Raw genomic sequence first — 24,824 nt, 5'->3', positions numbered from 1 at the left:
ATAGTCAAAATTATGACGCCAAAGGCCGTCGCGCGGTTTAAGTCAGCTTTCAATGAGAACCACCGCAACGACATAATCGCCTGAGTGAGACAACGAGAGAAAAACCCGCCTCTTTCCAAGATTCTTGAGCGAATTCCCGCTGAGGCACAGAGTGGGCTTGCCGCTCTTTTCGTTGATAACCTCAACTTCATGCCAGGCGAACTCATTGTTCCACCCGTTTCCGGTGGCCTTGCTGAATGCTTCCTTCGCGGCGAAGCGAGCGGCATAATGCTGGAACGGATTTGGCTTCTCAGAACAGTATTTCACTTCGGCAGGCGTATAAACTTTACCCGTAAACGACTCTCCGTATTCTTTGATACTCTTTCTTATCCGGCTCACTTCGACGATGTCAACGCCCAGTCCTTCAACCATTCTTGTTCTCTTTCCTGATTATCCCTATGAGTTCCTGAATGTCGTTGGCATCATAATCGCCGCCCGATACAACTGTGTTGAAAGTGTCACCGTAGCGTGCGAAGACGGTCTTCATACCGACTTTCTTAGCACCGATAATGTCGCGCTCTGCCCAGTCACCCACCATCAGCGCTTCTTTCGGCTTGATGCCCAGCTTGGTCAACGCAAGAGTGAATGGTGCGGGATGCGGCTTCCTCTCGTTCGTGTCTTCGAATGTCACCACAACGTCAAAAATATGGTGCATGTTAAGATAGGTCAGTCGCAGCCACGCTTCCCTTGCGGGCGCGTCCGAAATGACGGCAAGCTTCATTCCCATTTTAAGAAGCTCATATAATGTAATTTGCACATGCGGATAAGGAACAAGTGCGGCCTCTCGGGCGCGTCTGTAAGCGACCACACCGGCCGAGAGAATCTTGTAATCCACTTTGTCAAATATGTCGGACAGCAGGGAATCGAAAACGTATTGGAACTCGATTCCCTTCTCCTTGTAAATCGCGTCGATCCTTTTCTTCGTTTCGTCATAAGTCAAATCGAGCCCCGCGTCGATCATTGCCCTGATCGCGGCATCTATTGCCTCGCCTTTCATCTTCATGAAGTCCACAAGCGTGTTGTCGAGATCGAAAATGACAGCCTTGATCATTTCTTCAACATCCCGGACAGCGCGAACACGGCGGCGAAATATGAGAACTTGCCGAAGCCTGTGACTGTTCCTTTGCACACTGCCGACACGACGCTCTTCCTTCTAAATTCCTCTCTCGCGAATATCTGTGAAAGATGAACTTCGACGACCGGTTTCCTGATGGCCGCCACCGCGTCTCGTAGTGCGTAACTGTAATGCGACAGCGCGCCCGGGTTGAGTATTACGCCGTCATAACTTTCCTTCTCGACCGATTGGATCTTGTCGATGAGCTCGCCTTCGCTGTTTGTCTGGAAGAACTCAAACTCAATCTCCTGGAACTTTCCCTTGAGCTCCGAGTTGATGACCGCCAGGGTATCGCTACCGTAGATATGCGGCTCCCGCAAGCCGGTCAGGTTCAGGTTCGGGCCGTTAGCTACCAGCAGTTTCATCTTGCGCCTCCGTTCCGTATGTTCCTTCAGTCTGTTCCTCGATGAATTCTCTTACCGCGGGCTTCAGGAATAGATTTTCTATTCCGACTTCTAAAAGGCTTCTCGCGAGCGTGGACGCGCGATGTTTCTGGTCGAACCGTTTGTTGATCACGATCAACTTTTCCTCTTTGAGGATGCAGTATCCTCCGCTAAAGTCGCCCTTCTCGTAAATCACCTTCAAGCCGAGTTGCTCGGCTGCTTCTTCAAGCTCCGCTATCAGCGCTTCTGTCTTAAGTCTCGGCATTCCCGCTAATCTTCCCTTTATTTCTCTTCTTTATTGGATTAAAAACGATTGCTCCTATCGCGCTAAAATACGAGAGCACCGCAATTACGGACAGCCCACCTACACCGCCGACTCTTTCGACGAACAACTTTCGCATATCGTCCCGAAGAGGACCAGGGTCGGCGCCCAGGAAGAGCTGCAATTGAAAATCTACATAGTACGCGAAGAACTTCAAATCGAGAAGAGAAGTGTAAATCTCGATCGGTATGAAAATGGCAAAAAGGATGGCAGCCATCAGGACGTTCGGATTCTCCTTCATGTTCATTTTACTCTTGAACATGAAGACGATAAAACCGATCAGAGCAAGCACATATCCAAGGACGACAAGGAGCGACGTCCTGGCAAGAAGATTATAAATTTCTTTCTCGGCGTCAAACGGAAGATCCTGGCGGAATTTTAGAGTCCCGAGTTCGACTAAGTCGTTTCCGATTATTGCGCGGGCCGTCGAACCGCCGAGATAAAAAATCCCTCCCGTAATCATTATAAAGAGAGCTACCCTCGCGCCCTTCGAAGTGGAGTCCCAGTCTCCGGCTCTGAATTCCGGCTTAACTTCCAGGTCGGTCATCGGTCAATACCAGTCCGCATTGCCGAACTAAATCTGCTCCGGTGTCTCGATGAATTCAGCGACGCATCTCGCCGGCAGGAGCGCCCTCTCATAAGCGAGATCGAGAAAAAGTTGAATTGCCTCTTTCCCTTTCCTGCCATAGTCGAGAGTCCAATCGTTCACATACATCCCCACGAACTTGTCGGCTAGTTTCGTATTCATCCCGCGGGCGAACTCGAGCGCGTAATTCAATCCTTCTTTACGGTTTTCAAGAGAATAAGCGATAGATTTCTTCAGATAGAAAGCCACCTTCTTTTTTACCTCCGTGGAGAGATCCCGCCTGATGACGTTTCCTCCGAGAGGGAGCGGCAGTTTAAATTTCTCTTTAAACCATGCACCGAGATCGACGATATTATGGAGACCGCTATCGCTGTACGTCAGCTGTCCCTCATGGATTATCAGGCCCGCCTCGAATTCACCCGACAAAACCTTATCGATAATCTTGTCGAATGGAACTACCTCGTATTCGAACGTGCCGGCGAAAATGCTCAGGGCAAGAAAAGCGGAAGTCCTTTTCCCGGGTATGGCGATCCTGAGTTCATTAATCTCTTCGATCTTGTGCGGGTTCCTGCTTACCAGCATAGGTCCGTAACCGTCCCCCATACTCGCGCCGCTCGATAGCATCTGGTATTTGTCCGAGATGTAAGGATACGCGTGAATTGAAACCGCGCTGACTTCGTATTCGCCCTTCACGGCTTTCTGGTTAAGGGTTTCGATGTCGCTCAGGATATTTTCGAATTCAATTCCGTCCGTATCGAATTTCCTGTTCGCGAGTGCATAAAACATGAACGCGTCGTCTGAATCAGGACTGTGCGCTACTCTTACCCTCAAATCACTTTCCTTTCTTTGCGGGAAACCGGAAGGCGGAGGGGCAATACTTCTGGACGCTGCAGGCTTCGCAATTCGGTTGGCGTGCGTTGCACACCTTTCTCCCGTGTGCCATTAGAAGGTGACAAAGCAAAGTCCAATTTTCCGGTGGGAATATCTCCATCAAATCGAATTCTATTTTCGTGGGGTCTTCCTCTTGCGTGAAACCGAGTCGTTGTGCAAGTCGCCCTACATGCGTGTCGACGGCAATTCCCGGGATTCCGAACGCATTGCCAAGGAGCACATTCGCGGTCTTTCTACCGACGCCCTCGAGAGACAAGAGCTCGTCCATCGTCCGTGGGACATTGCCTCCGAACCTATCAACAAGCGCGCGGCTACATCTCATGATCGATTTCGCCTTGTTGTGATAGAAACCTGTCGACCTGACCTCATTTTCAAGATCGGCTAAATCCGCCGCGGCAAAGTCGGCTGGCGATTTATATTTCTTGAAGAGAGCTGGAGTAACCATGTTGACTCTTGCATCCGTGCACTGAGCTGACAGTATTGTAGCAATAAGTAGCTCGAATGGCGTGTTGAAGTCGAGTGCGGTTTTCACATCGGGATAGTCCTCCCGTAGACGTGAGAATACTTTCTCCGCCCGTCTTTTCTTCGCCGTCATGTTTTCGCGCGCGTTAGACTTCTGCTTCGCCTTGGCGCGTATTCCCTTTTTCGGGACGCTTCTCGATTTCTTCATTGTGTTTCAATTTATCATTCAAACCCCGCTTAGGCAACCGACTGCAGTCTTCATCCATCACAAGCCCCGAGGGTCAAGTTGAAATCAGTGCGCTGTTCCTGAATAGTTCAGATCCGATCCGAACAGGCTATGAGGAATCATATATACCGCGAGAGTGATCACCGCGGACCATATGATTAATTTGCGCGGGCCCTTTTTTAATCTGATTAGAAAAGTCGAGACGATCCACATTGCAACCGCGACAACGGTTTTGTTATCAGTCAGGTCGTTGCCGAACGGCCAGCCTGTCCAAAACCCTCCGAATGCATATTTTTGTACCAGTGGACCGAGCATGAGCCCGCCCATCACGAGGCATCCGGTAGCCCAATAAGTGAGCCCGTTCATGCTCGACTCGTTAACCGCCGCCGAGATTCCCGCTCGTGTTGAGAATAACATGCCGGCGAACATCGCGATTATATGAACTAGCAGGATTCCGGGTGGTACAGAACCTTTGAACCTGATTACCGCCGGAATCCTTGACGGCATCATAGTGTTCAAAGAATCCTGCCTGATGATCGCGAAGTACTCAAGCTTTCCCGCTGGAGGCTGGTGCGGTAGACTGGCATGAAGACTTCCTTCGTCGAATTGCATCGGCTGCACTGTCCAAAAATCGTTTGTGCCAAATCGCCTCCACGCAATCATTCCTGATAAGTTGTTGCCATGCGTCTTGACTTCTAATTCGCAATCGGACGAGCTCTCATGTGAGGTGGGGAAACTATACCGGTACTCCTTTCCTCCAAGAACCACTGTCCCTTTAGTCGGATAGGTCGGTCCAGTAATTCTCTGAAATATCGCGGAAGCAATCGTGACCACGAACGCGATGATCCAATAGAGAATATTTCTCTTCATTTGACATCACTCCACGAAGAACAATCTTTAGACTCTAATCTACGATGGTAATGCTCAATCAGCCGGTAGCCACGCGACGGTCAAATGGCCAAGCCTCATTTGCGTTTATCTTAGGAGACATCTATGCCAATCGCAGTCGGTGACATTCGCTTTCAAGAATGATCAGACGAGATTCCTGTTTCCTACTTATGCTTTATTTTTTGCCGATCCAGCGGAATCAGAATTCAGGATGCCAAAACTTAGTTTCTCAGGTGCGTACCTTGGATCCTTGAGGAGAAGACGCTCCACCACTTCGCCCTTCATTATATGCTTCTCGATAATCTCAACGACATCAGCGGTCGTAACGTGTGAATACCACACGCCTTCGGGATAGATCACGACATTCGGTCCATGCTCGCAAACATCGAGGCATCCGGACTTGTTTGCTCTCACTATCGCTTTCAGTCCTCTCTGGTGAAGTTCCTTCTTGAAGAGAGATCGAATTTCCTCGCTTTCCTTTTGCGCGCATGAACCCTTCGGATCGTCGGCCGGCCTGAGGTTTGTGCAGATGAAGATGTGTCTGGAATATCTCAAGGTCAGGTATGAGGCAATGACTTGGAATTCATCAGCAGGAGAAGGTCATTATCGTGTGTGTTGGCTGCAAACGATTCGCCCTCGGAATATTCGAACTCCTGCGTGACATTGAAGAGCACGAACTCATCGGAATCGAAGTCCGGACCGAAAATCTTGCCTACCAATTCAGGCATTCGAGTTTCCGGAGTGCATGCCGGGTCAATCTCCACGCGCGTGATCTCTCCTGAGAATCCCTTGCTCACGTAGACGACCATCACCAATAACCTGTTGTTATGCTGACATCGCCGAGGACTCTGGCGCTGCACGCGACTCGCTCGTTATGTGCATAATTTCTAGTTTCCATCAATTTCTTCTCGCATGCTCCGGGCTCTGACAGGTTCTCCATCCCTTCGAGAATTTCAACCTTACACCAACCACAGACACAGTCACCGCGGCACGAGCTGCCGATTGGAATTCCGTGAACCCTTGCGGCTTTAAAGAGAGTTTCACCGTTCTTCAACTCGACGGTCGTATTCAGTGGAACAAATTTAACTTTTGGCATTTTTTCCAGAGGATCCGGATGCAAGAAACTTCTTCACCTGTTGGACGGAGCTTGTGTTCAACAGATCGTCTTTCGTGAGCCAACCTTTCCTGGCAATGAAGACGCCGTAGATAAACTCGGAGAGACCGTTTTTCGAATGTGCATCAGGATTTATTGAAAACTTCACTCCGGCCGCTTTTGCTTTCTTGAGATGCCGCCAATCCATATCGAGTCGGTGAGGGCTTGCGTTGATCTCGATTACTTTTCTATAGCGAGAAGCTGTTTTGATAATCTCGTCCAGGTCGACCTCGTATCCACTCCTGCCAAGAAGGAGCCGACCGGTCATATGTCCGAGGAAGGTGAGGTACGGATTCCTCAGCGCAGAAGTCAATCGCTTTGTCGCCTCGTCCTTTTTCATGCCGAGCCTGCTGTGCACAGATCCCACCGTGAAATCGAGTTTCTTCAGGACCGAGTCTCCGAAATCGAGTTTACCATCTGCAAGAATATCGACCTCGCTGCCTTTAAAGACGAAGAAATCGTCATTTTCGGCGTTCACTCTATCCACCGCGGCGGCCTGCGCTTTTAGTCTTGCCTCATCCAATCCGTTCGCGTAGAATGCGCTCTTGCTGTGGTCGCTGAGTCCGAAATACTGAAGTCCCAATCTTTTTGCGGCCTTTACCATGTCTTCAAGAGAATCCGCGCCGTCGCTCCAATTCGTGTGCACATGGAAGAGCCCGCGAATATCCTCCACCGTCACGAGTTCGGGGATATTTCCCCTTGCCGCCGCGAGTACGGCGTCCTCGCCTTCGCGAAGTTCGGGCGGGATGAATTGAAGTCCGATCTCGCTGAAAATGTCCTCTTCGTTCTCGAAGTGGAGCTTGTCTTTTCCCTTCTTAAGTTCACGCATACCGAGATTGTATCCGCGCGCCGACGCGTACTCTTTCATGCTTGCGAAAAATTCTCTACTCCCCGTGGAATGAAGAACCGCAAAAGGATACTCAGCCTTATTCGTCACGATAAACTCCACGGGGACGCCGTTGGACCAAACGACTGAGACAAGATCATTGGCCGACGAACCTGAAGCGCTCGGGTCTTTTACTGCTTTTGCGCCTTTCAACTTTCTGAGAGCCGCGAAGAGCTTGTCACGTTCACCCGATCGGAACTTAATCACACAATCGACATCACGTATTATCTCCCTGCGGCGGCGATAACTCCCCGTAAATTGATAGATTTCAACGCCCGAAAGCTTTTCGAGTGCCTCGGCGATTTCGCCGGCGGTTTCATGGATGACGTTCAATAAGTGATACTCGCTATTGGCTTTCAACTGTTGAATCGAGGCGAGCACCTTGTCTTGAGTCTTTTTTCCGAAACCATTCAGAGTAACCAAACGATTTTCATTGCAGGCATATTCGAGTTCGGATATCGACTTGATATCCATCTGCTCGTAGAGCGCCTTCACCTTGCTCGGCCCCAGACCCTGTATCGAGAAAAGTTCGAGAAGTCCGTCCGGAAAACTCTTTCGGAGTTCTTCAAGAAAGGCCAGCTTGCCGGTCTCGACATATTCCGTCAACTTTTTCGAGAGCGCGTCGCCGATGCCGGGAATCTTCTTCGCCTCTCCTTTGGTGACGAGCGCAACTACATCGGATGTCGTTTGTTGAATGGAGCGGGCAGCGCGAGAATACGCGCTCACTTTGAATCTGTCCTCTCCCTTCAACTCGAGGAGAAGAGCGATCTCTTCCAGCATACCTGCAATTTGCTTTTTGTCCATCAAATACCCCCGACAAGTTCGTGAAACGCCGCCAGTTGAGCGGCCGTCAAAATAATTCCCAGGAGTGCACCTGCCACCACCTGAGCCTTAGTATGAGCTCTCAATTCGACCCTCGCCCATGATACAACCGGAACGAGTAAGAACGCCGGCGCCGCTATCCATCCGAAAGTCATTGCGAGCACTGTCAGCGGTCCGGATGCGCCCATCGCGTGAGCACTTATCTTCCAGCGGACATTAATGAGCGAGACGACAAATGTGTTCGTCGCGTAACAAAACATCAGTGCGTATACCGGGAGCGAGGCCTTAAGGATGAAGAGAATAACGAATCCGAACGAATATATTGCCACGGAGACAAGATAGGGGATCGTCCTTTGTTGTCTTATGGGTATGTCGATCTCCGTCACTTTCTTCCGGTGGAGAAGCAAATAAAGGTAAGCAAACGGTATGATGGCGCCGAAAGTCACTGCAACGGCAGCGATGGCGAACTCGTTCCGGCCATATGACGTTTGGTTCGAAAGAATAATGAATGAGATGAATGCGAACGTCGTCGGCATGCATATATATGAAATGATCCGGGCTGTCCTCTGCTTCATTCACCAATTTAGTCCGAACGTTCCATAATTCGCAATTATGAACGCGGTGAGAATCAAAAGGTGGGAATCGATATTGTTGAGGCTTCCGTGAAATCTATGGGAGAAACAACAGGATTTCTTAAACCACGAGTTCGAAGAGTTTACTGCGTGAAGTCGCCCCCCGAATCAAACGAAGTTTGCTCGCGGGGACTTTCAGGAAGTCGAGAAGGAGTTTTCTAACGGCATCGTTTGCTTTGCCATCTACCGGCTTCGCCCGGACGAATACCTCCAAGCTGTCGGGAGCTTTTCGCAATACGGTGTCAACTCGGGAATTTGGATGGACTTTAACCTTGAGATACATCTTTTGTCGGGGCGGTGGGATTCTCCGCCGCAGGCGGATCCCTTCGGGAGAACCCACAACGTTGGTGCCTGAGGCGCCACGATCTAACCGCCTTCGGCTCTGATTTTTCTTTTGTCGGGGCGGTGGGATTCTCCGCCGGAGGCGGATCCCTTCGGGAGAACCCACGACCTTGGCGCCATACGCGCCACGCTCTAACCGCCTTCGGCTCTGATTTTTCTTTTGTCGGGGCGGTGGGATTCGAACCCACGACCTCTTGGTCCCGAACCAAGCGCTCTAACCGGACTGAGCCACGCCCCGCGGTGTTTTGTAATATAACTCAACAAACCTTTATGGAAAAGGGCCATCCGCCGTCCCGCCTCGGTCTACGATCAAGGAAGATCTCACAAAGTTCAATCAATTGCCAAACCGGAACTTCGCACAAATCACGGAGGTTGTACTACAAAGAACGCGCGTACCTCTAGTTTACCAATATGAGTTCATAGTCAAATCACATATGTTTAATTGTAAATGGAAGTGAAAATTGAATAAACGTGCGGATCTGTTTCAGGTCTGTCAATTTCCGAGGACGGTCCTCAGAGGTTATCAACCTCCTTTGGTTGCAAAAATGAATTCCGATTCCAGGTACGAACTATGGTCAAACAAACAAGTGCTCGTTGAAGGAAGAAGGCACGACGAACTGTATTTCGCGGGAATAAAAATACAATCCAGTTTTGTCGGCTCCTATTTTATGCCGATCTGTTCAGATACGTCCGTCAGGGATAAGCTCGGGAAAAACATATTGTCAAAACTCAAAAGAAAGTCGTGCTTCCACATTAAAGAGATCGACAGGTCAACCATTCTGCAAATAAAGACAGCTCTGGAAGTCGGTTTTAGATCTTATCAAAAATCCGGTTGGGTTTAGTCGGGTCCGACCGGGTTTAGTCGTTAATAGTCGATGCAACTAGCCAGCAGGAGGAAAGAAATGAGAAAGGTTATACTGTTTTCAACCGCGTTTCTGTTACTGTTTGCGCTTCGCGTCACCGTATCCGCCCAGACAATGTCTGACTGTGAGAAGGAACGAATGACGCTCGAGTCGAACAAGAAGATGGTTGCCGAATTCTACCAGGAGTTATTCGGCGATAAAAACATCGATGCGATAAACAAGTATATCGGCGACGTTTACATACAACACAATCCCTATGTAGCGGACGGGAAACGGGCATTGATCGATGCTTGCAAGGAATGGTTCAAAGGAGCACAGAAGGATACGATAGATATTCAGCACATCGGCGCGGATGGAAACCTCGTGTTCATACATTTGAGGAGTCATGAGGGAACGAGAACCGTGTCCGTTATCGACATCTTTAGAATTGAGAACGGAAAGATCGTGGAGCACTGGGATGTCGGTCAGGCCGTACCGGAGAAAGCGGCCAATGGTCACCCGATGTTTTGAGGTAATCGGAAAAAGAACTTACGATTTCTTAACGGCCGAGTCAGGGCGGACATTTTGCTTTCATTTTTCCTGAGCTTGGTTTGATATTCTTGCTGCCGCACGGTCGTTTTGATTTTTCGGGATACCTTATCTAAATTCACAAATACAAAGATTTTGCAGGTGAGCTGAAGTTCCCTATGTTTCGCGGCGTGAGATCGAATTGCTCCATCAGAATCCAAGACAAACGAATCAGGTGCCAGAGCATAAATAGAGTTCTCCGACATCATTAGTTTCAGCACCATACCTCCATAAAGTAAAGGAGTCAAGCCATGGATGCCCAGATTCAACCAATGACACTCGGCGACATGTTCGAGAAGACTTTCACGCTGATAGGAAGGACATTCGTCAGGAACTTGATTGTCGGCGCCATTTTTCTGATCGTCCCCATAATTCTCATGACGAGCGCAATGAGACATTTCTTTATGGCAATCTCTCAGGTGAATGCGCTTGGCGGCAATGAGACCCTGGGGTCAGGACTTCAGGGTGCCCTCGAGATGATCAGGCTCATGTCCATATTTTGGGCAACGATTATCCTTCTTGCGGTCTGTACCCTTCTTGCCGAGATCGTGGTATGCATTATCGTCAGCAAGGAATTCAAATCAGAACACATCGACGTCGGTGCGGCCCTCGGGGACACGTTTGACAAGAAATGGTTGTACGGGATAGGGCAGATCCTTTTGAAGGATGCCATTTTAATAGGCGGCGCTGTAGTCGGGGGAATTGCGGTGGCAATACTTGCCGCAGTGGTTGCCGCAGTATCAGAGGGAGCCGAAGCGTTCTTTGTTGCGGTGATGGTCGTCGTGATTATTGCCATGATGGTCGCGCTCATCTTCTTCGCAATCAAATGGTATTTCTCCCTCGCTGCAGTTGCAGTCGACGGGCTCGGTCCCACCGAGTCATTGCGTAAAAGCTGGCAGCTCGTCAAGGGGTATTGGTGGAGGACACTCGGTATACTCATCCTCTTCTGGATATTGTCACAATTTGTGATTTCAATAATATCGCTGCCGATTACATTCGCAAGCATGTGGGGTTTTTACAAACATTTCTTCACGATGCTTGGTAATACCAACGGCCAGTTGGACATGGATGCCTTCCGAGAACTCCAGAGATCGCTCGGACCGGCGATCGGTCTGGGTTCGGGTGTGAGCTCGCTCCTTACGCTGCTGATTTCGCCGGTGTATACTGTGGTCATGTACTATGATCTGAGAGCGCGGAAAAATGATTTCCCGATTCCGGAAGTCCCCGCAGACGCGCAGATAACTCCGCCAGCGCCGTCGGTTTAAGGAGATTTAGTGTCGGAATATCCGCCCGAATACATTCCCCCGCCACCCGTACCCGAGTTCAAGGGGTCATGGGAAAGACCCGGAAGAAGTCCTGCCTCGGCAGCGATTTTCGGACTGATTCTGATAGGTATCATATACTTTTATGCGCAGGCCATCATAGCGACGATCGTCATTCTCATCGCTCAACCTGGGGCGCACCAGCAGACCACCGGAAAAACATTCGTCGAAGTTATGACCAGCACAATGGTCGCGATGAAAGGTCCAATCCGGATTGCACTCATTATTTCACAATTCATATTCATGCTGATTCCGACTATCTGGATTATCAGACACTGGCACACCAAAGACTTCCTCTCGTACGTGAGACTTAAGGCGGTCCCGCTTGCCGAAATACTCCTGGCTATTGTCGCGACCGCCTGCTTCGTTCCGGTGAGCGGGTTCATCGGGGAGTTCTTTCTCAAGCAGTTGAACTTCCCCGATTTTCTCGCCCGAATCAACGAGGAGATCTTCACTTCTTACAGCCCGGTCGAATTCATCTGGGTCATCATCGTTGTTTGCATGACTCCGGCAATCTGCGAAGAGACACTCTTCCGTGGGTACGTTCAGCGCACGCTTGAGAGACAACTTGGAATGAAAAGCCTTTTTATTGCAGGAGTGATTTTCGGTCTCTATCATATGGAGCCTATCGGACTCGTGTCACTCTCGATTGTGGGAATCATGATCGGGTTTTTCTTTTACAGGAGCAAGAGCCTTCTCCCCGGGATGGCGGCACACTTCACCAACAACCTTATTGCAATTCTCTCAACCTACAGGACAACCACCGGCGAATTGCGTCTTCCATTCTTGTCTCGGGATGTCAATGCCCTTGAGACTATTGTGGCGCTGATCCTGACATCAGGAATCATCTTCGCGTACTATTCATATACAAAGAGAAACTTCACTCCTCAACCTGCCTGACGCCGCAGCGCAAAAGTTATCCGAATAGGAGTCCTTAAACCAAGATCTTTCATTCCCGTCCAATAACAAAATGCGATGGAGATTTGGAACGCCTGTTCCCAGCACAACGTTGATGTATAGATGAAGCATCGGCCGGTTGCCGCCGCGATGATCGTGCTCTCCTTCATGTTGCCGCACGCCTACTCGCAAGAACGACCCGAACACACTTTCAGCGGAACTGTCAAGAGTTCCGAGACAGGTGAAGTGTTGATAGGCGCCGCTGTGATCGTGACCGGTTTACAATCCATCGGGGCATCATCAAACGCCTACGGGTTCTATTCGATCTCTCTCGAGTCGGGGGTATATGTCGTCCGCGTGCAATACCTTGGTTACAAATCGCTGACCGACACGATCGATCTCAATCGCGATAAGACAGTCAATTTCGAGTTGACTCCCCAGCCAATTACGGAAAATGAAGTAACGATCTCAGGCGAACATCGCAATGCAAACGTGACTTCGACCGACATCAGCAAGAACACGCTTCAGGTCCAGCAGGTGAAGGCACTCCCCGTCATACTCGGTGAGCAGGATGTAATGAAGACAATTCAACTGCTTCCCGGTATTGAAGGCGCGGGAGAAGGGAGCACCGCGTTCTATGCGCGCGGTGGGAGCGCGGACCAGAACCTGATCATTCTCGACGAAGCGCCGGTCTACAACCCATCGCACGTTCTCGGTTATCTTTCAATTTTCAATTCCGACGCGATAAAAGACGTGACCGTGGTAACCGGCGGAATTCCCGCGGAGTACGGCGGCCGGCTGTCTTCGGTCGTCGACATCCGCACCGACGACGGCAACGACAACAAGTTCGGCGGTACAGGCGGAATAGGACTCCTCGATTCAAGGCTAACGCTCGACGGACCTATTGTCAAAGACGAGGGGTCGTTCATAGCGTCCGGGAGAAGAACTTACGCCGATCTATTCCTGAGACTTTCCCGTGACACGACAATTAACCGGGTCAGGCTGTATTTCTACGATCTAAACGCAAAGGCAAATTATAATTTCGGCGATAAGGACAGGTTGTTCCTCTCAGGCTATTTCGGCCGTGACAACTTCGATTACCCGAACCTCTTCGGTTTCGATTGGGGAAATACAACAGCTACTCTCAGGTGGAATCACATCTTTGGAGAAAAATTCTTCTCGAATACTTCCCTGATCTACAGCGATTACGAATACACAAATACCATCGGAGCAAGCACCAGCCAATTCCAGATCACATCAGGAATTCAGGACGCAAATGTGAAATTCGACTTCCAGTATTTCGTGAATTCCGCCAACACGATCAACTTCGGATTGAACTCAATTTATCACACGTTCCTTCCGGGTTCGATCACGGCAGGTCCAACAAGCTTTACAAATAATCTTTCGCTCGACCGTAAGCACGCGCTCGAGAGTGCGGTTTATATTTCTCATCAGACGAGCCTGTTACCGGATTTGAAGCTCAATTACGGGGTGCGCCTGTCGAGTTTTACACTTCTTGGCCCGGGCGCAGTGTTTTCCTTCGACGATCTCGGAAATGTGCTCGATACAGCCTACTACGGCTCCGGAAAATCGATAAAGACTTACGCAAGCATCGAGCCGCGTCTCGCGGCGACATTCATCCTGGATGAAGAAAGCTCGATCAAATCGTCATATGACAGAACCGTGCAGTACCTCCATCTACTTTCCAACTCTACATCCACGAACCCGAGCGATCTTTGGATCCCGAGCACGAACAACGTCCCACCCGAATACGCTGACCAGGTGGATGCCGGTTATTACAGGAATTTTAACGAGAATGAATATGAGTCTTCAATCGTGTTCTATTACAAGAACATGAGGAACCAGATCGATTACAGAAATGGAGCAGACCTGCAGTTGAATCCGACTGTCGAATCGCTTTTGCTTTATGGGACCGGTTGGAGTTACGGAATGGAGCTCATGTTGAAGAAGCAGGCAGGCGCGCTAACCGGCTGGCTGAGTTACACGCTTTCCAGAACCGAAGAGAAGTTCGCGGGCATTAACAACGGGAACCCGTTCCCCGCGAGCCAGGACCGTACCCATGATTTTTCTGTCGTGGCTACTTACAACTACAACGACACATGGACCTTCGGAGCAACATGGGTCTATTACACCGGTAACGCCGTGACGTTCCCGAGCGGCAACTATTTGATTGACGGCCGTCTTGTCCCTTACTATACAACCAAGAACGCTTACCGGATGCCCGCGTACAACAGACTGGACCTTTCCACTACGTGGACTCTTGGGAAGCATTCCAGTCTGAACTTCTCAGTGTATAACGCTTATGATCGTCAGAATGCTTATTCCATAAATTTCCGAAGGAACCCGGACAACCCGAACGAGACTCAGGCAATCCAGACAACTATCTTCCCGTTCATGCCGTCTGTCACATACAATTTCGAATTCTGATAAGATGAAAATGAAGAGAATATTTTTCCAGTCAATGCTGGTCGTCACTATAGCGGTCGGCATGCTGTCCTGCCAGAAAGTGATATCGGTCGATCTCAACCAGTCGAACCCGCAGATCGTCATCGAGGGGCTGATCAACGATCAAGGCGGATTGGACTCAGTCGTCGTAACTATGACCGGAGATTATTTTACTCCCTCATTGAATTTCCCGCCTGTAAACGCGGCGACCGTGACGATAGCGGACGGAGGTCAAATCGATACCCTGTCAGAAGCCGCGGCCGGAATCTATTACTCCACAAATCCGAGAGGCATTTCCGGACGGACATACGCACTCAAGGTAACCACCGCGGGGAAGGTGTACGATGCCGTTTCAACGATGCCTGAAAAAGTGATTATCGATTCCTTTTTCGCTGAGAAGTCTCTGAACCCTTTCGGCGAATCCGGATATGACTTTTATATTACTTTCAAAGATCCTCCAGAGCTGGGGAACTACTATAGGATCGTGCCACACGTCAACTCGCTTCCTCCCGATTCGATCACCGGCGGAAGGGGCGGGTTTCAGATTACGGACGACAAGCTTACCAACGGGAACGAGATAACCTACATGTTCGGAGTGCGAGGGGAAGTTGGCAGCAAACTAAAACCGGGCGACACCGTTTCGGTCGATCTTGAGTGCATTGACAAAGCAACTTACGACTATTACTTCACTCTCAGGAATATTCTCGAAGCCGATCAGAGCCCGACTTCACTTTCTCCTGCAAACCCAAATACAAATCTTTCCAATGGCTCTCTCGGATATTTCTCGGCATACACGATCGATACACGCTCCCTTGTCATTCAATGACAGAACTTCGTCGGGGGTAGACCTTTCCGTATTTCATGATTCCCGGTGATTCGTTTTAATGAGAAGCACAGATATGTCAGTCAGGACTTCCATGAGACGTTTACACCAGAAAACCATGCAGAGACGAAAAGCCGGAGGGCTACGATGATCTTTAACAGTCTTTCCGAAGTGTACTCCGAGAACGAAAGGGTCCTACACTTGCTCGTAAGTAGAACAGGAAGTCTGAGCGACGGCTGCGAAGATCTCAGATCCGCCGGAGGATGGTCCATCACGCAGATCGTCGAGCACATTGCCCTCGTTGACCTACAGCTTCTCAAGGTAATTGAGATTCTCCTCCACAAGGCGGAAAGCGGATCAAAGAGTCTTTCGGCAGAGAAGGGATTCCCCATAGACATTGAGACATTGGTCCAACGAAGTCGCAAGGAAAAGTACGTGGCAAGGGAAAATGCTCAGCCGGTAAATGGCTTCTCCATTAGACAGTCGTTGGACGAAATCGTCGCGATGAACCGCACGCTCGAATCACTCAGGCAGCGCCTTGAAGCGGTAGATCTCTCGAGCGCAGTTCTGCCTCACTGGATTTTTGGACCTCTTACCCTCGGAGAGTGGCTCGTCTTTGTAGGCGTTCACGAGGAAAGACATCTCGAGCAGTTGAAACGCATTCTGGAATCCGGCAATCTCGCCGCACCGGACTCGCTCACGTCGAGGTGACCTGCCGCAGTAGTAACGGTAATCGTGAAGATCGACTACGAGTTTCAAAAGTGAGGGAACCAATTGCTGAGGTTAACTTCCCGGTGTTGGTTCCCTTAATGTCCGTTTCGCCTTTAATCCGCCGAATCATGCCACAGTGCTGCCATTAGTTTGACTTTTGACCCGTCCCGGCTAAATTCCCGTGAGAAAATTTGGTGTGAGTACTCATTTCAATTAAAGTGAGTGCGAAAGGACAAAGATGAACGATCGATTGCGACGCGAGGCCTTTGCAATATTCCGGTACACTCTCAGTATTGTGATAGTCTTGCAGAGTGTGGCGACGATTATGGAAATGGTCCGGACCGGTTCAAGCCATGAATTGATAGTTGTTCTCATTCTCGCGGGCGTGGAGGCGGCAGCGGCAATACTTCTTCTTAGCACAGCAACATTGATGAGAGCCGGATATGTCTTATTAGCGGTCTTCTGTCTTGCGTTCTTGTTCCATCTGTTCAGTGGACAGTTTGAATCCACTCTTCTGATTTATGCGGCGAGCGTTTGGTTAGTCATGAATACCAAAAGCGGCCCGCGAAACTGAAAATGCCTGAACGCTGTTCACCAACAAGGCAATGTCGCCGGATTGATGTTTTTTCGTGATTTCGGGTCCAGGACTCAGATGATGCCAGGGACCCGACTAGCGCACACGAACTATTCAGGCAGTTTGGAGGAGGTCGAGCATGTCGAAAACGAAAAAAATTCCGAAATTTAGAACCGACGGCGAGTTTGCCATTCACGTCCCTGATCTCTCGAAAGCGGAAAAATTTTACGGCGGTGTTCTCGGCTTCAAATTAGTCAGCCGGGAACGTGCCCAACTCGTATTTGATACGGGCATCGTCAAGTTATATGTAAACAAAGATGACAGGATAACTCCTTTCATTCCTGCCCTCGCCGTGCCACGGTACGATGAGGCAAAGGCCCATCTAATTGAAAACGGATGCTCGATACTGAAAGAGTTTGAAGGCGGGAAAGCGCTTTACTTTGCTGACCCATTCGGGATCACGATCGATATCGTCGAGAAGAAAAAATGATAAGTGGCCGGCCGGCAATAAGTCCGCGATTCCGTATGCGGGGAGACTGAATGAGAAGCGGCTACGGGAGAGACGAATTAAATTTCTTTCTCCTGTTGCGGATATAGTCGACGAAGATATACTCGCCCAGTTTGTTGAGTGAAGAGTAATACGCCCGCCCCTTGTTCGCGCGTGTCAATTCTTCGACGAAGTTGATCAGGTACGGATCTTTCGCGACCATGAATGTGCTGATAACCACTTTTTCCCTGCGGCACGCGACCGCTTCGTCAAGGGTCTTGTTGACAATCCGCGGATCGAGCCCGAACGAATTCCTGTAGAGTCTCCCCGTGTCGTCGAATATTGCCGACGGCTTTCCGTCCGTCACGAGAAAAATCTGCTTGTTGACGTTCCCCTTCCTCCTGAGGATGCTCCGTGCAAGCCGGAGGGCGGCGAGCGTGTTCGTGTGGTACGGTCCGACAGTGACGAACGGCAGCTCCGCAAGAGTGATCTCCTTTGCCTCATCGCCGAACGCAACGATATTGAGATGGTCCTTCGGGAACTTCGTTCGAATGAGCTCCGCCAGAGCCAGCGACACTTGCTTAGCCGGTGTAATGCGGTCTTCACCGTACAAAATCATCGAATGGCTTATATCAATCAGGACGACCGTAGCACAATTCGTCATATGCTCGGTCTCGTAGATTTCTATGTCGTCTTCTTCGAGCCTGAAGTTCTCAATTGAATCATGTTTGAGAGCGTTGGTCAGAGTGGATGTCAGATCGATATTTGTCGGGACATCGCCGAAAGCGTATTTCTTTGTCTCGCTGAGACGATCGACTCCCTGGCCCGTATGCGGAGATTCGTGTGAACCCTCGGGGCTCTTCTTCAAATTGGTGAACACTTCACGCAGCGCATCCTCCCGGATCCTCTGCACACCTTTCGACGTAAGAATCACTACATCCTTTGCGTCTTCGACGTAACCGAGCTCTTTCAATTTGTCGATGAAATCCTCGAGACTCATTTCCGAGTCGAACAGCTGATACTCCTGACCGAGCTGACGCATCCAATCGAGTGCCTCTTCGGCATCACCGCTGGTCTGAAGAAGGAGGTAGCTGAACAGCGACAGCATGTTCTGCAGTCGCTGCTCGTCGGTCATCGAATGCTCGTTCCATTCCGAATACCTGAATCTCATCTCAAACCTCTTCCGTCTGAGTTATCTTTCCGTATTGCTGCGATTCTTTGTGATCTGTCGTCGTTTCTCACTTTTCGGAAAGCATCATTTGAACGTATCGGTTTTCGTTTCTCTCTTTCTTCAGCGTGCTGTCCGGGCCGTGTCCCGGAAAAATCCTGACGTTATCCGGTAGAAGAAATATTTTATTGAGAATGCTTCTTGACATTTCATCGTACGAGCCGGATGGAAGATCCGCACGCCCGACCGAGCCGGAAAAAAGCGTGTCACCCGTGAATAGTATTTCCTCACCCTGATTGTAAAGGCAAACTGATCCCGCCGAGTGCCCGGGGGTGTGGATTATCGAGAATTCGATATTGCCCGCGCGTATGTTCATTCCGTCCTCAAGCGGGATATCGACACTGACCGGCTCGATGTACTCCGGCGGAGTTATGATCATGCCGTTCGGATCCCGCATCATCCAGTCATCGGCATTATGTGCGCACACCAGCGCGCCGGTGATGGCCTTGAGCTTGTGCATGTCCCCGATGTGATCCCAGTGACCATGCGTCGCGACAATGTATCGTACTTTAAGGGCAAGTCTATCTACACTCTCATAAATCCTGTCGGCACACCACATGGGAACATCAATTACCATTCCTTCCCGCGATTCCGGATCATAGACAAGATATCCGATCGTCCAGATGGGACCGTCTTCAAATTTCTCGATGAGCAACTTCAGTCTTCCTCGTATCTTCCTTTCGGCGGAAAGATGCTCCCGACGAGATCCTTGTACGATATAACGTTGTCCGCGTCGTCTTTCGCGATGCGCGAGAACTGGTGGAGTCCATCCAGCACAAACTCCATCGAAGTGGCAAGCTCGTATTTGTTCGATTCCTCCACCTTCATGTGTTTCTTGGCGACCTCTTTGAGGTTCGAGACTTTACTTAGTTCGGCGTAATACTCATCGAACGGCATATCGTCGGCTACTTCAATCTTGTTTCCAGATTCAAACCACGAAATTATTTGAGTATACTCGTCGTCGCGTTTTTTCGGTTCTTCTCCGGCGGTGTTCCTCATTTTTTTCTGAAGGGGATCGGGAAAATATTTCTTGAATGTTTCTCTAACCGCCTTGCCGATAAGTGCGCGGCTTACCTTGACCGAGCCTTCCTGCTCGCCCTCGAACACCAGCTCCAGTTTTCCCGTCATGCCGGGGAGCACCTGGTGGAGGTCGCATATGCGCGGAACGATTTGCTTTTCCCTGTTTATGATTGCGCGGCGCTCGGCGCTGCTGATAAGGTTCTCCATGACTGAAATTGTCATTCTGACGCTCACGCCGCTCTTCTGGTCCACGAACTCGCTTCCTCTCGCCTGGAAAGCGATTTCCTCGACAACCTCTTTGATGTAATGCGGCATGATCAATTCTCGCCCGCTGTCGCGAGAGAACCACGCTTCCTGCTCGGTTATTTTCATCGCCTCGTCTATCGACCGCGGGTAGTGGGTGAGTATTTGGGAATCAATACGGTCTTTGAGAGGGGTGATTATGTTTCCGCGATTCGTGTAATCTTCCGGATTCGCGGTGAAAACCATCATCACGTCCAGCGGAATCCTGACATTGAACCCGCGAATCTGAATATCTTTTTCCTGCATGATGTTGAATAACCCAACCTGGATGCGCGGTTGAAGGTCGGGCAATTCGTTAATTGTAAATATTCCCCGGTTTGTTCTTGGGATTATCCCGAAATGGATTGCGCCTTCATGCGAGTAATGGAGTTTCTGCACTGCAGCCTTTATAGGATCGATGTCGCCGATGAGATCCGCGATCGTCACGTCAGGTGTTGCGAGTTTCTCGCCGTAACGCTGCTCGGGCCTCAGCCAGTCCAGCTCGACATCGTCGCCCCGTTCTGCGACCAGGTCTGTGCAACGTTTACAAACAGGATTGAACGGGCTATCGTTGATCTCACATCCCCTGATTACGGGCACCTGCTCATCGAGAAGACCGATTAGGCTCCGTGCAATCCTCGTCTTCGCCTGCCCGCGCAAGCCGAGGAGTATGATGTCGTGCTTCGCGAGAATCGCGTTGACAATGGAAGGGATTACAGTCTTGTCGTATCCGATGATTCCCGGGAAAAGCGACTCCCCCTTGTCGAGTCTCGCGATAAGGTTCCTCCTCATCTCCTCTTTAACGGAGAGAACTTTGTAACCGCTCTTCCTCAGCTCGCCAATGGAATGGGCAACCTGTTTCATTACTTCCCTTTCATCTCTCATGTGAATTTATTTCTGACTTCGGGAAAATGCAATCACGCATGTCTGTTCCCTCTCTGGGCGTATCCTCTCATAATACCTGGACCGCGCGATTCACTCGGCTTGAACTTCCGCTGTCGTTCCGATTGAATGTACTCCGACAAATCCATAATTTCTATTGATGGCGGCAAAAAAGATTCTTGTGATAAGGCTGAGCTCAGCGGGAGACATAATCCTGACTTCCCCGCTATTGAAAATCCTGAAGGAAAGAGAACCGCTCTCCGAAATCCATTTCGTCGTAAAAGCACGTTATGCCGACCTCATATTTCATAATCCTAACGTAAACGAGGTGCATTTAGTTCAGAACGACTCGGGCATTCACGCACTCGAGGATATCCGGCGTTTGTTCGTGCGTGAGAAATTCGATTTGACTCTCGACCTTCAGAATAACTTCAGGAGCATCTACCTGCGGAGGGGCACCTCCGGCGAAATAAGGGTCATCAGGAAGGAAGTCGTGAAAAGAGCGGTGCTTGTCCGGACAAAGTTGAATTTGTTTTCACATGTGCGTTCTGTCGCTCTAAAGTATGCACAAACTTTTGACGGATCGATTTCGAGCGTGGGGTGCCCGGAATTGTTTCTGCCGCCTGATGTCATTAAAGAAACCGATTCGATATGGAACAAAGAGGGTGACAAAAGCCGGCCCGTGATAATTCTCTGTCCGGGTGCCAGGCACTACACCAAGAGATGGCCGGTCGAGTACTGGTGCCAGCTTGCGGGGACTCTCATGTCAAAATATCAGCTGGTCCTCCTCGGTGGAGACGAAGACGTTTCGACTTGCCGTCAGATCCGGGAGGCGAGTGGAGCCCTCGACTTCTCGGGCAAACTATCGCTCGTCGAGAGTGCGGCGATGCTCAGGCACGCGTTCGTGGTTGTCACAAACGACTCATTCCTCATGCATGCCGCAGACGCGCTCAGGAAGAATCTCATCGCGCTCTTCGGATCAAGCGTGCATGAATTCGGATTCTACCCCTGCGGCTCGAACGCTAAGGTCCTTGAGATGAGCGACCTCGAATGCAGACCCTGCTCACATGTGGGACGCGAGTCATGTCCCAAGGGACATTTCAATTGCATGCGCGGATTGACTCCCGAAATTGTCTCGCAGGCGATTTCGGATTTTGAGCGATGCTGAGGGCGTGTCCCAAGAATCCGCGTACTGTCGGCCTCCGTCGCCGTCCCCCGCGCTCAGACGGAGCCGCACACGTTTGCAGACTGACTTTATTTCACCGAATCAATTAAGAACTATGCCGGTGAGGATCTTCAGCGCTAGTAGATACCTCTCACTTGTCCCGCGGATTATCTCCTCCGTGAGATTTGGCGCCGGCGGCTTCTTGTTCCATTTGAGGGCAAGTAGATAGTCTCTTACGAATTGCTTGTCGAAGCTGGCCTGGGCCTTTCCCACTTCATATTTCGATCTGTCCCAGAAGCGCGACGAATCTGGTGTCAGAAGTTCATCGATCAGGATAAGCTCACCCTTTTCATCGATTCCAAACTCCAGCTTCGTGTCGGCGATGATAATCCCCTTGCTCTCGGCGTAAGCGGCCGCGGAATTATAAACCTCGATGGAGTAGCGTCTGACTTTCTCTGCCATTTCGGCGCCGATTAATTTAGCGGCATTCTCGAAAGTAATGTTCTCGTCATGCACTCCCATTTCCGCTTTAGTGGACGGAGTAAAGATCGGCTCGGGGAGTTTTTCAGATTCCTGCAGCCCTCTCGGCAGAGATATTCCGCAGATAGATTTTGTCTGTCGATAGTCGTTCCAGCCGGAACCGCTCAAGAAACCGCGGACAATACATTCGATCGGAAGCGGATTGGTCTTCTTGACGATCATGCTTCGTCCCGCAAGTTCGTGGGCGTAGGGTTTGCATTCATGTGGATAGTGGTTCACATCAGTCGCGACTACGTGGTTGCCTATTATGTTTTTCGTGTGATCGAACCAGAAGTTGGAAATCTGGTTGAGCACTTTGCCTTTATGCGGGATGCCGGTTGGCAATACGACGTCAAACGCGCTGATCCTGTCGGTCGCCACAAGGAGCAGGTGATCTTTTACCTCGTAAACGTCGCGAACTTTGCCGCGGCGGAATAGTTTTAAGTCCTTGTATGCGGTGTAAGATAATACGGTTTCCATTTCCTTCTCCGACTTTCAGTTGGACTTCATTGTTTGCGCCGTTGAGGCGCACCCAACCAAGCAACTTGCTAACATATAAAATTATATACTTGGAACGTTTTTTCCGAATTTCGGAGGACTATATTTTAAAAAACCGCCCTTGCGTCGCCGATTGCTTCCTCTTGCACGCAGTATGAGAATCTCCAGCCTGACTTCTGTCAATCCGTGTCGTATTGAATCAATGAATACACGTCCTTGAATGTAATGGCGGTCCGCCCGCCGAGCGGCGTGAGTTCGATGAGAAAACAAATTCCCTCCACTTTGCCCTGGAGTCTCTCTACTAGCTTGCACGCGGCGGCCACTGTACCGCCTGTAGCAAGGAGATCATCGTGAATCAGCACCTTCTCCCCAGGCTTGATCGCGTCCTTGTGAATTTCCATCGAGTCGGTGCCATACTCAAGTTTGTATTCCTGACGTATCACTTCACCCGGCAGCTTCCCGGGTTTACGGATAGGGACAAAACCTGCTCCAAGTCTGTAGGCGAGGACGCTGCCGAATATGAAGCCCCGCGATTCGACGGAGACAACTTTATCGATACGTTTGTCTTTGTATCGGCTGTAAAAAGATTCAACAACGTATTCAAAAGCCTCTTTGTCCTTCAGTAAGGTTGTAATGTCCCGAAACATTATCCCTTTTTTGGGAAAATCCGGGATGGTTCTGATTTTGCTTTTGATGTCCACTATTCCCACCTCGGTTTTTCTTTCTTCAAAAACGAATTGACTCCCTTCTGGAAGTCATCTGTTGCGCGAGCAACGACATTCATCTTGGTGCTGAAGCGCAGAGCTTCGTTAAGATTCAATTCCCTGACACGCGAGAGTATTTCCTTCGTAAGGGCGACAGCCTTTGAGCTCGTTCCGGACACGAAATCACCGAAGAAAGTCTCGGTAATTCGGTCGAGATCCCGGTCAGGTATCGCGTCCGAAGTGATTCCGATTTTGACCGCTTCCGCACAATCGATAATATCGCCGGTCAATACGAGTCTGCGGACATCAGATTCCCTGAGCTTTCTCAAAGCGAAGTTTAGAACGATGGCCGGGACAAACCCAATTTTTACTTCCGTGAAACCGAATCGTGCGGTATCCGATGCCATTACGAGGTCACACGCGAGGACGATTCCGAATGCTCCGGCCAGCGCGGGTCCACGAACAATAGCGCATGTCAGCTTCTTGCTTTTGTAAATGTTGAGAAGAAGATCTTTCAGCGCGGAAGATTCCTGGAAATTTGAGGGCGGCGTATTCCTCGAAAGTCTCAACAGGTATTCCAGGTCCGCACCGGCCGAGAATGAACTCCCTTCGCCTCGAATTGCGATCACGCGCACCTTACGGTCTGACTCCGCTTCTGCAAGAAACTCGGTCATTTCGCGGATGGCCTCGTCGTCCAGCGCGTTGCGCTTTTCGGGACGCGACATCGTCAGATAGGCGACTTTCCCTTTGACTTCGTAGCCTATTCTCTGTCCCATCTTTATCCCCTCTCCGAAAATTCGACAAAGGCTTTCCGTTTTCCCCGTTCTGTCATAAGGAGGAAACAGCTCATGATATTTCGCCAATATTGAATGATGTCATCACAAACACATCTAAGGAAAAAGAGAAACATCTCATTTCAAATATGATGAAGAGAATCGAAACATCAAATCGGTTTGTAATAGAGGGGGAACGGTTCGATTTCTAACTATAGACGATGAAATCCGACGGAGCCGACGCTGTCGCACGTGATGAGGGCGCTTATTCGAATTGCAGGTGTCGGTTGATAATGA

Annotated in this window: 30 protein-coding genes and 1 tRNA gene; 10 read left to right on the top strand and 21 right to left on the bottom strand. The window is 50.0% G+C overall.

Going from position 1 to position 24,824, the window contains the following annotated elements:
* Positions 1–42: 42 nt before the first annotated feature.
* The 15 genes from acpS to VIS48_08945 form a co-directional block, all read right to left on the bottom strand.
* On the bottom strand, positions 43–411 hold the full coding sequence (gene acpS / locus VIS48_09015; protein HEY9166286.1) for a holo-ACP synthase: 369 nt from the start codon (positions 409–411) through the stop codon (positions 43–45).
* Positions 404–1,090 carry a TIGR02253 family HAD-type hydrolase gene (locus tag VIS48_09010; protein ID HEY9166285.1) on the bottom strand — a complete coding sequence of 229 codons (687 nt, stop codon included), beginning with the start codon at positions 1,088–1,090 and terminating at the stop codon, positions 404–406. Before VIS48_09010 ends, acpS begins: the two co-directional genes overlap by 8 nt.
* A complete protein-coding gene (gene aroQ / locus VIS48_09005) occupies positions 1,087–1,518 on the bottom strand; it encodes a type II 3-dehydroquinate dehydratase (protein ID HEY9166284.1) in 432 nt (143 codons plus the stop codon). The genes VIS48_09010 and aroQ overlap by 4 nt, the downstream gene beginning before the upstream one ends.
* A complete protein-coding gene (locus VIS48_09000; GenBank protein HEY9166283.1) occupies positions 1,499–1,801 on the bottom strand; it encodes a hypothetical protein in 303 nt (100 codons plus the stop codon). Before VIS48_09000 ends, aroQ begins: the two co-directional genes overlap by 20 nt.
* Positions 1,788–2,405: a hypothetical protein gene (locus VIS48_08995; protein HEY9166282.1), complete on the bottom strand. Its 618-nt coding sequence runs from the start codon at positions 2,403–2,405 to the stop codon at positions 1,788–1,790. Before VIS48_08995 ends, VIS48_09000 begins: the two co-directional genes overlap by 14 nt.
* A gap of 27 nt (positions 2,406–2,432) precedes the next feature.
* A complete protein-coding gene (locus VIS48_08990; protein HEY9166281.1) occupies positions 2,433–3,275 on the bottom strand; it encodes an MqnA/MqnD/SBP family protein in 843 nt (280 codons plus the stop codon).
* Between the two features lies 1 nt (position 3,276).
* Positions 3,277–4,005, bottom strand: coding sequence for an endonuclease III (nth, locus tag VIS48_08985; GenBank protein HEY9166280.1), 729 nt, complete (start codon positions 4,003–4,005; stop codon positions 3,277–3,279).
* A gap of 84 nt (positions 4,006–4,089) precedes the next feature.
* Positions 4,090–4,893: a hypothetical protein gene (locus VIS48_08980; GenBank protein HEY9166279.1), complete on the bottom strand. Its 804-nt coding sequence runs from the start codon at positions 4,891–4,893 to the stop codon at positions 4,090–4,092.
* A gap of 186 nt (positions 4,894–5,079) precedes the next feature.
* Entirely contained in the window at positions 5,080–5,466 is a 387-nt protein-coding gene (locus VIS48_08975; GenBank protein ID HEY9166278.1) for a (2Fe-2S) ferredoxin domain-containing protein, read from the bottom strand.
* Between the two features lie 2 nt (positions 5,467–5,468).
* On the bottom strand, positions 5,469–5,639 hold the full coding sequence (locus tag VIS48_08970; protein ID HEY9166277.1) for a hypothetical protein: 171 nt from the start codon (positions 5,637–5,639) through the stop codon (positions 5,469–5,471).
* 80 nt (positions 5,640–5,719) lie between these two features.
* The gene (locus VIS48_08965; protein ID HEY9166276.1) at positions 5,720–6,007 is read right to left on the bottom strand and encodes a 2Fe-2S iron-sulfur cluster-binding protein; all 288 of its coding nucleotides are present in this window, start codon (positions 6,005–6,007) and stop codon (positions 5,720–5,722) included.
* The gene (gene polX / locus VIS48_08960) at positions 5,994–7,754 is read right to left on the bottom strand and encodes a DNA polymerase/3'-5' exonuclease PolX (GenBank protein ID HEY9166275.1); all 1,761 of its coding nucleotides are present in this window, start codon (positions 7,752–7,754) and stop codon (positions 5,994–5,996) included. Before polX ends, VIS48_08965 begins: the two co-directional genes overlap by 14 nt.
* Positions 7,754–8,347 (bottom strand): hypothetical protein, encoded by a 594-nt coding sequence (locus tag VIS48_08955; protein HEY9166274.1) that lies wholly within the window; start codon positions 8,345–8,347, stop codon positions 7,754–7,756. The genes polX and VIS48_08955 overlap by 1 nt, the downstream gene beginning before the upstream one ends.
* Positions 8,348–8,465: 118 nt before the next feature.
* Positions 8,466–8,687, bottom strand: coding sequence for a DUF167 domain-containing protein (locus tag VIS48_08950; protein ID HEY9166273.1), 222 nt, complete (start codon positions 8,685–8,687; stop codon positions 8,466–8,468).
* Between the two features lie 222 nt (positions 8,688–8,909).
* A tRNA-Pro gene (locus VIS48_08945) sits at positions 8,910–8,984 on the bottom strand.
* A gap of 307 nt (positions 8,985–9,291) precedes the next feature.
* Between VIS48_08945 and VIS48_08940 the strand changes: the two genes are divergently transcribed.
* From VIS48_08940 to VIS48_08900, 9 genes are all read left to right on the top strand, one after another.
* Positions 9,292–9,588, top strand: coding sequence for a hypothetical protein (locus VIS48_08940; protein HEY9166272.1), 297 nt, complete (start codon positions 9,292–9,294; stop codon positions 9,586–9,588).
* A gap of 60 nt (positions 9,589–9,648) precedes the next feature.
* On the top strand, positions 9,649–10,119 hold the full coding sequence (locus VIS48_08935; protein HEY9166271.1) for a nuclear transport factor 2 family protein: 471 nt from the start codon (positions 9,649–9,651) through the stop codon (positions 10,117–10,119).
* 308 nt (positions 10,120–10,427) lie between these two features.
* Positions 10,428–11,441 (top strand): hypothetical protein, encoded by a 1,014-nt coding sequence (locus VIS48_08930; GenBank protein HEY9166270.1) that lies wholly within the window; start codon positions 10,428–10,430, stop codon positions 11,439–11,441.
* 9 nt (positions 11,442–11,450) lie between these two features.
* On the top strand, positions 11,451–12,398 hold the full coding sequence (locus tag VIS48_08925) for a CPBP family intramembrane glutamic endopeptidase (GenBank protein HEY9166269.1): 948 nt from the start codon (positions 11,451–11,453) through the stop codon (positions 12,396–12,398).
* 120 nt (positions 12,399–12,518) lie between these two features.
* Complete coding sequence (locus VIS48_08920) at positions 12,519–14,843, top strand: TonB-dependent receptor (GenBank protein HEY9166268.1); 2,325 nt, start codon at positions 12,519–12,521, stop codon at positions 14,841–14,843.
* Between the two features lie 10 nt (positions 14,844–14,853).
* On the top strand, positions 14,854–15,687 hold the full coding sequence (locus VIS48_08915; protein ID HEY9166267.1) for a DUF4249 domain-containing protein: 834 nt from the start codon (positions 14,854–14,856) through the stop codon (positions 15,685–15,687).
* A gap of 144 nt (positions 15,688–15,831) precedes the next feature.
* The gene (locus tag VIS48_08910) at positions 15,832–16,395 is read left to right on the top strand and encodes a DinB family protein (protein ID HEY9166266.1); all 564 of its coding nucleotides are present in this window, start codon (positions 15,832–15,834) and stop codon (positions 16,393–16,395) included.
* 238 nt (positions 16,396–16,633) lie between these two features.
* Positions 16,634–16,969, top strand: a complete 336-nt coding sequence (locus VIS48_08905) for a hypothetical protein (protein HEY9166265.1) — start codon at positions 16,634–16,636, stop codon at positions 16,967–16,969.
* A 139-nt stretch (positions 16,970–17,108) separates the two neighbouring features.
* On the top strand, positions 17,109–17,459 hold the full coding sequence (locus tag VIS48_08900; protein ID HEY9166264.1) for a VOC family protein: 351 nt from the start codon (positions 17,109–17,111) through the stop codon (positions 17,457–17,459).
* A 61-nt stretch (positions 17,460–17,520) separates the two neighbouring features.
* On the opposite strand, the gene VIS48_08895 is transcribed toward VIS48_08900, so the two are convergent.
* From VIS48_08895 to VIS48_08885, 3 genes are all read right to left on the bottom strand, one after another.
* Positions 17,521–18,627 carry a VWA domain-containing protein gene (locus VIS48_08895; protein HEY9166263.1) on the bottom strand — a complete coding sequence of 369 codons (1,107 nt, stop codon included), beginning with the start codon at positions 18,625–18,627 and terminating at the stop codon, positions 17,521–17,523.
* A 67-nt stretch (positions 18,628–18,694) separates the two neighbouring features.
* Positions 18,695–19,339, bottom strand: coding sequence for an MBL fold metallo-hydrolase (locus VIS48_08890; protein HEY9166262.1), 645 nt, complete (start codon positions 19,337–19,339; stop codon positions 18,695–18,697).
* Between the two features lie 2 nt (positions 19,340–19,341).
* Positions 19,342–20,850 carry a sigma 54-interacting transcriptional regulator gene (locus VIS48_08885; GenBank protein ID HEY9166261.1) on the bottom strand — a complete coding sequence of 503 codons (1,509 nt, stop codon included), beginning with the start codon at positions 20,848–20,850 and terminating at the stop codon, positions 19,342–19,344.
* A 178-nt stretch (positions 20,851–21,028) separates the two neighbouring features.
* Here VIS48_08885 and VIS48_08880 point away from each other — a divergent pair, with 178 nt between their 5' ends.
* Positions 21,029–22,036: a glycosyltransferase family 9 protein gene (locus VIS48_08880; GenBank protein HEY9166260.1), complete on the top strand. Its 1,008-nt coding sequence runs from the start codon at positions 21,029–21,031 to the stop codon at positions 22,034–22,036.
* Positions 22,037–22,135: 99 nt separating this feature from the next.
* On the opposite strand, the gene VIS48_08875 is transcribed toward VIS48_08880, so the two are convergent.
* From VIS48_08875 to VIS48_08865, 3 genes are all read right to left on the bottom strand, one after another.
* Entirely contained in the window at positions 22,136–23,032 is an 897-nt protein-coding gene (locus tag VIS48_08875; GenBank protein HEY9166259.1) for a phosphoribosylaminoimidazolesuccinocarboxamide synthase, read from the bottom strand.
* Between the two features lie 197 nt (positions 23,033–23,229).
* A complete protein-coding gene (locus VIS48_08870; GenBank protein HEY9166258.1) occupies positions 23,230–23,751 on the bottom strand; it encodes an adenine phosphoribosyltransferase in 522 nt (173 codons plus the stop codon).
* Positions 23,751–24,530 (bottom strand): enoyl-CoA hydratase-related protein, encoded by a 780-nt coding sequence (locus tag VIS48_08865; protein ID HEY9166257.1) that lies wholly within the window; start codon positions 24,528–24,530, stop codon positions 23,751–23,753. The genes VIS48_08870 and VIS48_08865 overlap by 1 nt, the downstream gene beginning before the upstream one ends.
* Positions 24,531–24,824: the final 294 nt, after the last annotated feature.

It is taken from the genome of Candidatus Kryptoniota bacterium (assembly GCA_036567965.1).
In the GTDB taxonomy this organism is placed as follows: Bacteria; Bacteroidota; Ignavibacteria; order Kryptoniales; family JAKASW01; genus JAKASW01.
This window is presented reverse-complemented; position numbering and strand designations above follow the sequence as displayed.